This window comes from Pseudomonas sp. Pmew2, assembly GCF_058129885.1.
Genome location: NZ_CM176702.1, coordinates 3277579 through 3290045, shown reverse-complemented (window position 1 = coordinate 3290045; position 12467 = coordinate 3277579). Strand labels below are relative to the sequence as shown.

Genomic DNA, 12467 nt, shown 5'->3' with positions numbered 1-12467 from the left:
GGATAAGCGTGGAACGAGTGTCCGGATGACGTGGAATTCGCACCTTGACGCTGCGCAATTATTATATGGACCGTGATTACAAGGACGATGGTGCCAAAACAGCCACGCGGGAGTGGGCGCAGGGGTTCATTATCAACGCCGAATCCGGCTTCACAGAAGGACCGGTGGGCTTCGGTCTTGATGCGCGAACGCTGGTGGGTGTAAAGCTTGATTCTTCGCCAGACCGCAGCGGTACCGAGCTATTGCCGATATCGGCCAGTGACGGACGGGCTGCTGACGAGTATTCCCGACTGGCGCTGACCGGCAAGCTTAAATTCCGCGAAACCACAATCAAGACTGGCGACGTGTCGATTTTTCTGCCGTTTGCTTTCGCCAGCCCCTCACGCCTGTTGCCGCAGACTTTTCGGGGCACGACGCTGACCTCAAAGGACATCGACGGCTTGACCTTCAATGCCGGCTATATTGATCGGGTCAACAAGCGCGATTCCAGCAACTATCAGGCAATGACCATCGCTTCGCCGAACCGGCGCTTCAATGGTGCAGCAACGTCATCGCACATGGCCTATGCCGGGGGCGACTATCAGGTCAACAAGGAGCTCAGCATACGCGCGTATCACGCTGAAGTGGCTGATCTTTATACTCAGAACACGCTCGCGCTACTACACAAACTGGCAATCGGCGATGGCGTGCTTACCACTGATCTGCGCAGCTTTTTCAGTAGCGACACGGGCAGCGCGAAAGCCGGAGACGTGGATAACCAGAACCTGTCGGCGCTGTTGGGTTACAAGTGGGGAGGGCACAGCGTCAGCCTTGGTTATATGCATTCGAGCGGCGATACCGCTACACCCTATGTATCGGGCACCGAACTGATGGGGTTGAGCGAGATGACCATGAGTTCTGACTTTCTCAATGCCAGGGAGCGTACCTGGCAAGCCATTTACGACTATGACTTCACTGCCGTGGGGCTTGTCGGGTTACGCAGTCGCCTGCGTTATGTGCGCGGCGACAACATCGAACTGGCCGCTTTCAATGCCGATGATCGCAAGGAGCGTGAGTTTCAGATGGAGCTGGGCTACGTCGTTCAGAGCGGCCCGCTGAAGAATATCGGCCTGCTGGCGCGCAAGTCGATCTATCGCAACGACTTCCCCGCAGGCGCCGCCTTTCGCGATGAAAACCAGACGCGCTTTATTGTTCAGTACAGCTTGCCACTCTGGTAATCAGCCCGTCATCGACGGCAAAAATCGCCGTTGATGACGGATTTTTACGAATGGTAGACCTTTTTCAACAGCCTGAGCAGGTCCTGACGTTCCTGGTTATCCAGCGCCGAAGTGGAATCGAGGTCACTGTCGGCGGCGATCTGTTTCAGTTCGCGCAGCAATGTCTCGCCGCTCTTGCTGAGGAAGATGCCATACGAGCGTTTGTCTGGCTTGCAGCGAACCCGCACGGCCAGTGCACGTTCTTCGAGCTTGTTCAGCAACGGTACGACCTGGGGCGGTTCGATAGCCAGCGCCTTGGCCAGGTCTGCCTGCATAAGGCCCGGGTTTTGCTCGATGATCGCCAGCGCCGAAAACTGCGCCGGACGCAGGTCGTGGGCGGAAAGACGTCCGATCAGGTTCTGGAACAGCTTGAGCTGTGCCCGGCGCATGGCATAACCGATCAGATCATCCAGCGCAGAATCCGTTGGCAAAGCTGCTTCGGCAACCTGTGCGGAGGCCTGGCAAATGTCGGCAATGTCGGATGGCTTGGCCATTGAAAGTGCAGTCCTTTTGATGGGGTGGGTCAATCAGCCGATCAGTTTGCCGAGGTTAGCGAACGATAGCTATGGGGTATACGTCACTGTGACCAGCCTGTGCAGGCAGAGTGCCGACTTTTTGATTAATAAATATAACAGTTAATTGACATAACTATATTTGCCGTTTAGCTTTGAGCTATCGTCAAGCCAAGAACAAGAGAGTATCGCCATGAGCAAGTACGAAGGTCGCTGGGCAACCGTCAAGGTCGAAATTGAGCAAGGCATCGCGTGGGTCATACTCAATCGGCCTGAAAAGCGCAATGCCATGAGCCCGACCCTGAACCGTGAAATGATCGATGTGCTGGAAACACTCGAGCAGGATCCCGACGCAGGTGTTCTGGTGTTGACCGGTGCGGGCGAGGCCTGGACTGCCGGCATGGACCTCAAGGAGTACTTTCGTGAGGTGGACGCCGGACCGGAGATTCTTCAGGAAAAAATCCGTCGCGAGGCCTCCCAGTGGCAATGGAAGATGTTGCGCATGTACGCCAAACCGACCATCGCAATGGTCAACGGCTGGTGTTTCGGCGGGGGCTTCAGCCCGCTGGTGGCATGTGACCTGGCGATCTGCGCCGATGAAGCGACCTTCGGGCTGTCGGAAATCAACTGGGGCATTCCGCCTGGCAACCTGGTGAGCAAGGCTATGGCCGATACCGTGGGTCATCGCCAGTCGCTTTACTACATCATGACCGGCAAGACCTTCGATGGTAAGAAAGCCGCTGAAATGGGGCTCGTCAATGAGAGCGTGCCGCTGGCACAACTGCGTCAGGTGACCATCGACCTGGCCCTCAACCTGCTGGAAAAGAACCCGGTGGTACTGCGCGCCGCCAAGCACGGCTTCAAGCGCTGCCGCGAACTGACCTGGGAGCAGAACGAAGACTACCTGTATGCCAAACTCGATCAGTCACGACTGCTGGACAAGGAAGGCGGGCGCGAGCAAGGCATGAAGCAATTCCTCGACGACAAGAGCATCAAACCAGGGTTGGAAGCTTATAAGCGGTAGATGGCAGCTGCACGCGTAAGGCTTTGACTTGAGGCTTGCATTGCAAGGTTCGAGGCAGCCCTTGAACAACAATAACAAAGAGGAATGATCATGCTGGACGTGCCCCTGCTGATCGGCGGCCAGTCGTGCCCCGCCCATGATGGACGTACATTTGAACGCTGTAACCCGGTGACTGGCGAAGTGGTTTCGCGTGTGGCCGCAGCGACCCTGGAAGATGCCGATGCAGCAGTCGGGGCTGCTCAGGCTGCGTTCCCTGCCTGGGCGGCGCTGGCACCCGGCGAGCGCCGAGCGCGCCTGCTCAAGGCTGCCGAGCAGTTGCAGGCGCGCAGTGGCGAATTTATCGCTGCCGCTGGCGAAACCGGGGCGATGGCCAACTGGTATGGCTTCAACGTACAACTGGCCGCCAGCATGCTGCGCGAAGCTGCGTCGATGACCACGCAGATTACCGGTGAAGTCATTCCCTCCAATGTGCCCGGCTGCTTTGCCATGGCGCTGCGCCAACCCTGCGGCGTGGTGCTCGGCATCGCACCGTGGAATGCGCCGGTGATTCTTGCTACCCGCGCCATCGCCATGCCGCTTGCCTGCGGTAACACCGTGGTGCTCAAGGCATCGGAGCTCAGCCCTGCAGTGCATCGGCTGATCGGTCAGGTATTGCAGGATGCCGGGCTGGGCGACGGTGTCGTCAACGTGATCAGCAATGCGCCTGCCGATGCTGCGGCGATTGTCGAGCGTCTGATCGCCAACCCGGCCGTGCGTCGAGTCAATTTCACCGGTTCGACCCATGTGGGGCGTATCGTCGGTGAGCTCTCGGCACGCCATCTGAAACCGGCACTGCTTGAACTGGGCGGCAAGGCACCGTTTCTGGTGCTGGACGACGCTGATCTGGACGCGGCGGTGGAAGCGGCCGCATTTGGTGCCTATTTCAATCAGGGCCAGATCTGCATGTCCACCGAACGGTTGATCATTGATCGGAAGGTGGCGGATGCCTTTGTTGCAAAACTGAGCGCCAAGATCGAAACGTTGCGTGCCGGCAACCCGGATGACAGTGAATCGGTGCTGGGGTCGCTGGTAGACGTCGGGGCTGGCACGCGCATCAAGGCGTTGATCGATGACGCTGTGGATCTGGGCGCAACGCTGGTGATTGGCGGGCAGTTACAGGGCAGCATTCTGCAACCGACGTTGCTCGATGGCGTGACTGACACCATGCGCCTGTACCGCGAAGAGTCCTTCGGGCCGGTGGCTGTGGTGATCCGTGGCGAAGGTGACGAGGCGTTATTGCGGCTGGCCAATGATTCGGAATTCGGCCTCTCGGCGGCAATTTTCAGTCGCGACACCAGCCGTGCTCTGGCGCTTGCGCAGCGGGTCGAGTCGGGTATCTGCCACATCAACGGACCGACTGTGCACGACGAGGCGCAAATGCCCTTTGGCGGGGTCAAGTCCAGCGGGTATGGCAGTTTCGGTGGCAAGGCTTCTGTCGAGCATTTTACTCAGTTGCGCTGGGTGACCTTGCAAAACGGGCCGCGGCACTACCCGATCTGAATCCTCCGGCGCTGGCGTCACCGATGTTGCAAAAGACGGTGTCGCCAGCAAGTCAGGCATAACAATAACAAGGCTGCAGCCTGTGCTGCTACGCCCCGCCCGAACCGCTGCAAGCCGTTGGGTGTCTGCGTACCTTGATGGAGAGAACGCACGTGAGTTCCGATATCAGATCATCAACGCTGCACAGTGAAGATAGCTCACCACGCTATCGCCAGGTCTCCATCGGTCATCCGCCCATCGAGGTGCGGGAAGAGCAGGGCATTTTGCATATGCGCGCTCTGGAACCACTGGCGCAATTGCCCGATCGCTTGCTCGACCGATTGTTGTACTGGGCCAGCATCCGTCCGCAGCAAACCTTTATTGCCGCCCGCGACAGCCGTGGTGGCTGGCGCAAGGTCAGTTACGCCGACATGCTCACAGACGTGCGCGCCATCGCGCAGAGCCTTCTGGCGTATGGCCTCTCCGCCGAGCGGCCGTTGGCGCTGCTCTCGGGTAACGACATCGAGCATTTGCAGCTTGCATTGGGTGCCATGTACGCGGGGATTCCCTATTGCCCGGTATCGCCAGCGTATTCAGTCATGTCCCAGGATTTCGCCAAGCTGCGGCATGTTTGCGAAGTGGTGCAGCCAGGGCTGGTGTTTGTCAGCGAAGCCGCGCCGTTTCAGCGCGCCATTGATGCGGTCATTCCAGCGGATACGCCGATCATCACTGTACGCGGCCAACTCGCTGGCAGGCGTCCACTGAGCTTCGCCAGCCTGTTCGATCAGCCTGGCGGCCGTGAAGCCGAGGCGGCTTTTCTGGCCAGTGGTCCGGACAGTATCGCCAAGTTCCTGTTCACCTCGGGCTCGACCAAACTGCCCAAGGCCGTAGTGACCACGCAGCGCATGCTGTGTGCCAATCAGCAGATGCTGCTGCAGACATTTCCGGTGTTCGGCGAAGAGCCGCCCGTGCTGGTCGACTGGCTACCGTGGAATCACACCTTCGGCGGCAGCCATAACCTCGGTATCGTGTTGTACAACGGTGGCACGTTCTATCTGGACAACGGCAAACCGACCGTCCAGGGTTTTGCCGAAACCCTACGCAACCTTAAGGAAATCTCGCCGACGGCCTACCTGACCGTGCCCAAGGGCTGGGAAGAGCTGGTCAACGCGCTGGAGCAGGACGCCGAACTGCGTGAGCGATTCTTCTCGCGCATGAAACTGTTCTTCTTCGCCGCAGCCGGCCTGTCGCAAAGTATCTGGGATCGCCTTGACCGTGTCGCCGAGCAGCATTGTGGCGAACGGATTCGCATGATGGCGGGGTTGGGCATGACCGAGGCTGCGCCTTCCTGCACGTTCACCACCGGACCGCTGTCGATGGCTGGCTATATCGGCTTGCCTGCGCCCGGTTGCGAAGTGTGTCTGGTGCCGGTGGACGGCAAGCTGGAAGGCCGTTTCCGCGGTCCGCACATCATGCCCGGCTACTGGCGCTCGCCGCAGCAGACTGCCGACGTGTTCGACGAAAACGGTTTTTATTGCTCCGGCGATGCGATCAAGCTCGCCGATCCTGCGGCGCCCGAGCTGGGCCTGATGTTCGACGGGCGTCTTGCCGAGGACTTCAAACTGTCGTCCGGCGTGTTTGTAAGTGTCGGCCCCATGCGCAACCGCGCCGTGCTGGAAGGCTCGCCGTACGTGCAGGATGTGGTCATCACCGCGCCTGATCGTGAATGCCTGGGTGCGCTGGTGTTTCCAAGGTTGCATGAATGTCGCCAATTGGCCGGGCTGGATGCGCAGGCCTCTGATGCGCAGGTGTTGGCCAGTGCGCCGGTACGTGCGTGGTTTGGCGAATGGCTGATCCGCCTGAATCAAGGTGCGAATGGCAATGCCAGCCGTCTGGAGTGGATCGTGCTGCTTGACGAACCCGCGTCTATTGATCGTGGCGAAATCACCGATAAGGGGTCTATCAACCAGCGTGCGGTGCTGCAGTGGCGGGCAGAAATAGTCGAAGCGCTTTATCGTGATCAGTCCCCGGACAAAATCAGTGCCTAGCCGACGGCATGAGCAGCGGCGGGCAATATCTGGCGTTCAGCGACGTGGCCATTGTCGACGCAGTGCGCACGCCGTGGGTCGATCTGGGCGGCGCTCTGGGGCATATTTCACCCATCGATCTGGGTATAAAGGTCGGTCGTGAGGTTCTGGCGCGTGCTGCCATTCAGCCTGATCAGGTCGACAGTGTACTGGCTGGCTCAATGGCGCAAGCCAGTTTCGATGCGTACCTGCTGCCCCGGCATATCGGCCTCTACAGCGGCGTCGCGCAAAGCGTTCCGGCGCTGGGCGTGCAACGCATCTGCGCCACAGGTCTTGAACTGTTGCGTCAGGCCGCTCAGCATGCGAGCGAAGGCGGGCAGATGGCGCTGTGCGTTGCTGCCGAATCGATGTCGCGCAACCCGATTGCGGCCTATACCCATCGTGACGGTTTCCCGCTGGGCGGTGCCGTGCAGTTCAAGGACTTTCTCTGGGAAGCGTTGTACGACCCGGCACCGGCAATGGACATGATCGCTACGGCGGATAATCTTGCAAAACGTTACGGCTTGAGCCGTGAAGCCGTCGACGGTTATGCATTGCTCAGCCATCAGCGCGCACTGCAATCGCAGTTTGGCGGCCAATGGGCTGGCGAAATTGTGCCGGTCAACAGCCAGCGCTTTGAGCTGGAGGGGTATCAGCCGCGCGGCATCGAGTTGCCGCGCGGGGTTGAAACGGTTACGCAGGACAGCCATCCGCGAGCGACCACCCTGGCGGCGTTGTCCCGTTTGCGTGCTATTCATGCTGATGGTGTGCAGACTGCAGGCAACAGCTGTGCGGTGGTCGATGGTGCGGCAGCGGCGTTGGTGGGCAGCGCTTCGCAGTCACAAAGGCCGGTACTGGCGCACCTGCTGGCCAGTGCTGTGATTGGCGTCGCTCCGGAGTTAATGGGCATTGGCCCGACGCCTGCCATCCAGCTGTTATTGCAGCGCAGCGGGCTGGCGCTGAGCGACATTGGCCGGCTGGAAATAAACGAAGCGCAGGCGGCCCAGATGCTGGCGGTGACACAAACGCTGGAACTGGACAACGAACGACTCAACTGTCTGGGCGGTTCACTGGGCCTGGGCCACCCGCTGGCTGCCACCGGATTGCGTCTGGTCATGACTCTGGCGCGGCAATTGCGCGAAAAAAACCTGCGCTACGGGATTGCCGCCGCCTGCGTAGGCGGCGGGCAGGGTATGGCGCTGCTGATCGAGAATCCGGCATTCATTGCCCGCTGAGCCTGCCCCCCTTATCCATGACTCGAAAGCGACACTCAGCCATTTAAAGCGCTGCACTTGACGCAGGTCATCCTTTAGCGCTTGACCGAATTGAAGTGAACAGTGACTCTCGCGTCTCTCAACACTACGGAACCCGTCTATGCGTGCCCTCGCTGAGCTTTCTTTCGATTTCGTCTGGCATTTGATGTTCACGGATGACGATCAGCTCGACCAGGATCTGGCGGTGCGCTCGCTGGAAAATCTGTCTGACTACTTTTCGGCGATGTCCGACGAAGAGAAAAGAGCGTTCATCGCTGTGGCGCATGAACGCAAGGCTCGTCTTTTTGCAGTGCCCGATGCCGATGGCTACTCGCCGATGCTGCACGCCACTGAAGACCAGGCACAGTTTCTTGATCATGTGGTGTCCGGAAAATTCTTCCAGCAGTTTGAAGAGCCCGCGGCTGTTTATGCCAGCGACCGCGTGGTACCGATTCGCAGCAACTGAGCTGCCGGCTGCGGCTAGCCGCGTGCAGTTTCCGGCAACCTGGCAATCACCTTGATTTCAAAATCAAAGCCATAAAGCCAGGTGACGCCGACTCCCGTCAGGGTCGGGTTCGGCGCGTTGCCCCAGAATTCCGGGACCACCTTCCATATACGCTCGAACTTCGCTTCGGGGTCGACAATGAACACCGTCACGTCGACCACATCATCGAACGTGCAGCCAGCGGCCAGCAGAATGGCGTTGAGGTTGGTGAACGCCAGGCGCACCTGCTTTTCGAGATCCGGCTCCGGTGAGCCATCTTGGCGACTGCCCACTTGTCCAGAAACAAACAGAAAACCATTGGAACGTACCGCGGGCGAATAGCGATTGCGCTCGTAAAGCGCCTGACGACCAGCGGGGAAAACGACGTCACGGTGTGGCATGGGTGCCTCCATCAAAGGGTCGAGTGACCTGAAATCAGTGGTGAAGCCACTGTAGGGACTTGCGCCGAACCGATAAACGAGCAACCGTACTCAGCACTGTTTGGAGAACCCAAACAATCCGGCAGGCCAGCGTGACGAGACAGGCAGGGCGAGAATGGACCGTTTTGACGCGATGCAAGCGTTTGCCCGAGTGGTGGAAACAGGCAGCTTCACCAAAGCTGCCGCCACGCTGCACATGAGCAAGACCAGCGTGACGCAGCTGGTGCAGCAACTGGAGGCACGCCTGCGGGTCAGGCTGCTCAACCGCACCACACGCAAGGTCAACGTGACTGCCGACGGCGCAGCCTATTACGAGCGCGTGGTCAGGCTGCTGGCCGACATGGATGACGCGGAGACCAGCCTTTCCGACGCGACGTCGCTGCCCAGAGGTCGATTGCGCGTGGACGTGCCGAGCCCGTTTGCCAGCATGCTGTTGATGCCTGCGCTGCCTGGTTTCCATGCCCGCTATCCGGACATCCAGATCGACATGGGTGTCAGCGACCGTATTGTCGACATGATTGGCGAAAATGTTGACTGCGTCGTGCGCGGTGGTGAAATAACCGATCAGTCACTGATCGCGCGGCGGGTGGGCGACCTGCAACTGGGTGTGTACGCCGCGCCGTATTATCTAACGCGAATGGGCACGCCTGTTCACCCGCGCGAACTTGAAGATTCTGCCCATCGTATCGTTGGCTACCTGTGGGCGCGCACCAGCAAGGCGCTGCCATACGCAATGCACCGCGACGGTGAAAAGGTCCATGTGCAGGGCCGCTATGCGCTGGCGGTGGATGATGGCAATGCCTACATTGCCGCAGGTCTGGCCGGAATGGGCATTCTCTGGCTACCGGACTACATGGCCAGGCAGCATCAGGTGCGCGGCGACCTGATACCGCTGTTCAAAGACTGGCAGCTGGACAGCATGCCGATGTACGTGGCATTCCCGCCGAACCGGCATATCAGCATCAAGGTGCGTGTGTTCATTGACTGGATTACCGAGCTGATGGCCGAGCATGCGCCTGTCAGTCAGCGTCACGGAGCCGAGCAATCGTAATCTGCGCTCGCAGCATTGGCGACTTGCCATGTCAGGAATAGTGTTAAATTCTTGACCTGAGTATGAAAAGCTCAAGGCGGCGGGGATTTCATGCACTTGGGCAACATCGATTATTGGAGAACGACTTGATGACGCGTGTGCGAGTTTCGAAAGCATGTTGATTTCGATTGAACTGAAAAACTTCAAGAGTTACGAGAGTGCAAGTCTTCCGCTGGCAGCCATGACCTTTTTAATCGGTGCCAACGCTTCGGGCAAGAGCAACGTCCTTGAAGCTATTCGCTTGCTCAACTGGCTGGCCAAAGGCAGCCGTCTTGAAGACATCACACGATCAATTCAGAGTGGCGATGCGGTTGTTCGTGGGCAGGCAAATGATTTGCTGCGCGATCCTCTTGCGAGTTTCAGTTTGGGGGGCAGGTTTGAGGGCATGCCAAAGGGGTGGGGGCATTTTGAAATATCGATTGGCCTGGTAGCCGATCAGTTGGTCGTCACAGCGGAAAGCGTAGTGAAACCGGGTGAAGCGGTTCCTCTGTACCAGGTCGACGGTCGCGCCAATGACCATACCGATGAGATCAGGGTTGCCTACAACAACTTCAAACGAGGAAAAAACAAGCCTCATATTCCTTGTTCAAACCGACAAGCCATTTTCTATCAGCTCGAAACGCCAGGTCGATTTGAGTCGGCTCATCATGACTCACAGCGCATCATTCCTGCTGTTACAAAAGCCATACGTGAAACCTTGCGCAATGTGGTGTTTCTTGATCCGCGTCCTGCGCTGATGCGTGACTATGCTTATGTGAAGGACGACCTCATCAAAGAGGACGGCAGCAATCTGTCTGCGGTCCTCTACAGGATTTCTCAAGAGCCGGAACAGAAAACCAGACTGCTCGCCTTTATCAAATCCTTGCCCGAACAGGACATCACCGACATAGAGTTTATAAAGACTGATCGCAACGACGTCATGGTGAGGCTGGTGGAGTCTTTCGGACAGAAAAGCAGAACCGTGGACGCACCGCTGCTCTCTGATGGGACCCTTCGCGTTTTAGCCGTCGGCGCAACGCTTTTAACCGCTCCTGAAGGAGCGCTGGTGGTTATCGAAGAGATTGACAATGGTGTCCATCCCAGTCGTGCGGAAACCCTTGTAAGACAACTCCGAGCTACCGCTGCCGAAAGAAAGCTGCGAGTCCTGCTGACATCACACAACCCTGCTTTGATGGATGCGTTGCCTGATAGTGCGCTGGCTGATGTGGTTGCCTGCTATCGCGATCCTGAACACGGCGACAGCCGTCTGGTGCGCCTGGGAGACCTGAGTCGCTATCCGGAACTGGTCGCGCAGGGGCCATTAGGGCAACTCATGACGCGGAGGATCCTGGATCGTTTCTTGAAGGACGATACAACGGAAGATGAGCGCAAGGCACAAGCGCTGGACTGGTTGGCTGAATTGCGCCAAAACACAGATGGAGGAGCAGAATGACAGCCGTCTGCTTGATTGATACCTCTGTCTTCGTCGAAATTCTCAATGTGCCCATCAAGGCGCAACAACACATTGAAACCCTTCGTCAGTTAGAACAACGCATACTTGCTGGAGAGTCGCTGTTTTTGCCGATGGCTACGATACTCGAAACCGGCAATCATATTGGACAGAATGGAGACGGAGGCGCTCGACGTAAATGTGCAGAGCGTTTTGTCAGGCAGGTACAGGATGCATTGAAAGGGCGTTCCCCGTTCAAAGCCATCAGCTTCCTGCAAGAGGATGAAATGAGCGGTTGGTTGCGCGAGTTTCCAGAGCATGCAATGTGTGGCAGCGGGCTTGGCGATCTTTCCATCATTCATGACTGGAGACGACTCTGTTCTCTGAATCCATCGAGACGGGTTTATATCTGGTCTGAAGATGTACATCTCGGTGCGTTCGATCAACTGCCCCGGTTGTAATATCCTCAACGCCGCGCCGACAGCTGCTGCGGTGCCAGAAACGCATCGTGAAAATAGTTACGAAACGCCTGCATCGCCGGGCTCAGCTCTCGCTCGCGGTGCCAGGCCAGGCCGACGCTCATTGGCGTTACCGAGTCGGTGACAGTCAACGTTTCAATACGTTTGCCTTCCAGCGACCAGGGACGATGTACCAGGTCGGAGAGAATCGCCACGCCGCTGCCGTTGGCGACCATGCTGCGCACTGCTTCCACGGAGCTGGTGCGCACTCTGACATTAGGTCGTTGGCCGGCCAGTTCCCAGTAACGCATTGCACTTTGCTCCGCCTCATCGACGGTCAACAGGATATAGGGCTCTTGTGCCACATCGGCAAGGCTCACGGCGGCGCGCTGGCACAGCGGGTGATGGCTGGACAGCCATAGACGGCGTTCGGAGTTGAACAGCGTCTCCGAGACGATATCCGGGTGAGTGATGTTGGCTGTCAGCACCACTGCCATATCGAAGCGCCCCTGCAACAGACCCTGTTCGATGGCTTGCCTTTCGCGCTCATGAACCTCGATGGCTACATCCGGGTGCCAATGTTCCAGACGTTGCAGGTGGTGAGGCAGAAAGTAGCCAATCACGGTGTAGCTGGCGGCCAGGCGCAATACGCCGCTGGCGCGAATATCGGGTAGCGGGCTGTTCAGTGCGTCATAGACGCTGCGCAGGATCACGTAGGCGCGGTTGAGAAAATGTCGACCCGCTTCGGTCAGGCTCATGCCTTGGGCCGAGCGCTGGAACAACAGCGTGCCGAGCATGCTTTCCAGTTCCTTGATGGCCGTGGTCACCGCAGACTGGGAAATGTTCAGGTGAATGGCCGCCTGCGAGATTTGCCCGATCTCGGCCGTTGCTACGAAATAACGAACCTGGCGCAACGTCAGGGACATAAGCACTCCAA

Annotated in this window: 11 protein-coding genes and 1 pseudogene; 9 read left to right on the top strand and 3 right to left on the bottom strand. The window is 58.3% G+C overall.

Annotation, left to right across the window (positions count from 1 at the left end; translation table 11 throughout):
- Positions 1–41 precede the first annotated feature (41 nt).
- A pseudogene (locus AC4ANK_RS14925) lies at positions 42–1217 on the top strand (OprD family porin); the annotation flags it as partial.
- Positions 1218–1261: 44 nt separating this feature from the next.
- Here AC4ANK_RS14925 and AC4ANK_RS14920 read toward each other — a convergent pair.
- Complete coding sequence (locus AC4ANK_RS14920) at positions 1262–1750, bottom strand: MarR family winged helix-turn-helix transcriptional regulator (protein WP_002553453.1); 489 nt, start codon at positions 1748–1750, stop codon at positions 1262–1264.
- Between the two features lie 211 nt (positions 1751–1961).
- Between AC4ANK_RS14920 and AC4ANK_RS14915 the strand changes: the two genes are divergently transcribed.
- From AC4ANK_RS14915 to AC4ANK_RS14895, 5 genes are all read left to right on the top strand, one after another.
- Positions 1962–2792, top strand: coding sequence for a p-hydroxycinnamoyl CoA hydratase/lyase (locus AC4ANK_RS14915; protein ID WP_002553454.1), 831 nt, complete (start codon positions 1962–1964; stop codon positions 2790–2792).
- A gap of 90 nt (positions 2793–2882) precedes the next feature.
- Positions 2883–4331, top strand: a complete 1449-nt coding sequence (locus AC4ANK_RS14910) for an aldehyde dehydrogenase (protein WP_002553455.1) — start codon at positions 2883–2885, stop codon at positions 4329–4331.
- Positions 4332–4483: 152 nt separating this feature from the next.
- Positions 4484–6358: a feruloyl-CoA synthase gene (locus tag AC4ANK_RS14905; protein ID WP_460385080.1), complete on the top strand. Its 1875-nt coding sequence runs from the start codon at positions 4484–4486 to the stop codon at positions 6356–6358.
- An 8-nt stretch (positions 6359–6366) separates the two neighbouring features.
- Positions 6367–7611, top strand: coding sequence for a thiolase family protein (locus tag AC4ANK_RS14900; RefSeq protein ID WP_002553456.1), 1245 nt, complete (start codon positions 6367–6369; stop codon positions 7609–7611).
- A gap of 139 nt (positions 7612–7750) precedes the next feature.
- The gene (locus tag AC4ANK_RS14895; protein WP_002553457.1) at positions 7751–8095 is read left to right on the top strand and encodes a hypothetical protein; all 345 of its coding nucleotides are present in this window, start codon (positions 7751–7753) and stop codon (positions 8093–8095) included.
- A 14-nt stretch (positions 8096–8109) separates the two neighbouring features.
- Here AC4ANK_RS14895 and AC4ANK_RS14890 read toward each other — a convergent pair whose 3' ends face one another.
- Complete coding sequence (locus AC4ANK_RS14890; protein WP_002553458.1) at positions 8110–8514, bottom strand: RidA family protein; 405 nt, start codon at positions 8512–8514, stop codon at positions 8110–8112.
- A gap of 154 nt (positions 8515–8668) precedes the next feature.
- On the opposite strand from AC4ANK_RS14890, the gene AC4ANK_RS14885 reads away from it, so the two are divergent.
- The 3 genes from AC4ANK_RS14885 (at position 8669) to AC4ANK_RS14875 (ending at position 11533) form a co-directional block, all read left to right on the top strand.
- A complete protein-coding gene (locus AC4ANK_RS14885; RefSeq protein WP_002553459.1) occupies positions 8669–9604 on the top strand; it encodes a LysR family transcriptional regulator in 936 nt (311 codons plus the stop codon).
- 154 nt (positions 9605–9758) lie between these two features.
- Positions 9759–11075 (top strand): AAA family ATPase, encoded by a 1317-nt coding sequence (locus AC4ANK_RS14880; RefSeq protein WP_031595650.1) that lies wholly within the window; start codon positions 9759–9761, stop codon positions 11073–11075.
- Positions 11072–11533, top strand: a complete 462-nt coding sequence (locus AC4ANK_RS14875) for a hypothetical protein (protein ID WP_005731821.1) — start codon at positions 11072–11074, stop codon at positions 11531–11533. The genes AC4ANK_RS14880 and AC4ANK_RS14875 overlap by 4 nt, the downstream gene beginning before the upstream one ends.
- A 5-nt stretch (positions 11534–11538) precedes the next feature.
- Here the strand turns inward: AC4ANK_RS14875 and AC4ANK_RS14870 are convergent, their stop codons facing one another.
- Positions 11539–12456 (bottom strand): LysR family transcriptional regulator, encoded by a 918-nt coding sequence (locus tag AC4ANK_RS14870; protein WP_002553460.1) that lies wholly within the window; start codon positions 12454–12456, stop codon positions 11539–11541.
- Positions 12457–12467 lie beyond the last annotated feature (11 nt).

Bases quoted from the DNA above. Each gene is read 5' to 3' on its own strand.
- AC4ANK_RS14920 (WP_002553453.1), bottom strand. From the start codon at position 1,750: ATGGCCAAGCCATCCGACATTGCCGACATTTGCCAGGCCTCCGCACAG.
- AC4ANK_RS14915 (WP_002553454.1), top strand. From the start codon at position 1,962: ATGAGCAAGTACGAAGGTCGCTGGGCAACCGTCAAGGTCGAAATTGAG.
- AC4ANK_RS14910 (WP_002553455.1), top strand. From the start codon at position 2,883: ATGCTGGACGTGCCCCTGCTGATCGGCGGCCAGTCGTGCCCCGCCCAT.
- AC4ANK_RS14900 (WP_002553456.1), top strand. From the start codon at position 6,367: ATGAGCAGCGGCGGGCAATATCTGGCGTTCAGCGACGTGGCCATTGTC.
- AC4ANK_RS14895 (WP_002553457.1), top strand. From the start codon at position 7,751: ATGCGTGCCCTCGCTGAGCTTTCTTTCGATTTCGTCTGGCATTTGATG.
- AC4ANK_RS14890 (WP_002553458.1), bottom strand. From the start codon at position 8,514: ATGCCACACCGTGACGTCGTTTTCCCCGCTGGTCGTCAGGCGCTTTAC.
- AC4ANK_RS14885 (WP_002553459.1), top strand. From the start codon at position 8,669: ATGGACCGTTTTGACGCGATGCAAGCGTTTGCCCGAGTGGTGGAAACA.
- AC4ANK_RS14880 (WP_031595650.1), top strand. From the start codon at position 9,759: ATGTTGATTTCGATTGAACTGAAAAACTTCAAGAGTTACGAGAGTGCA.
- AC4ANK_RS14875 (WP_005731821.1), top strand. From the start codon at position 11,072: ATGACAGCCGTCTGCTTGATTGATACCTCTGTCTTCGTCGAAATTCTC.
- AC4ANK_RS14870 (WP_002553460.1), bottom strand. From the start codon at position 12,456: ATGTCCCTGACGTTGCGCCAGGTTCGTTATTTCGTAGCAACGGCCGAG.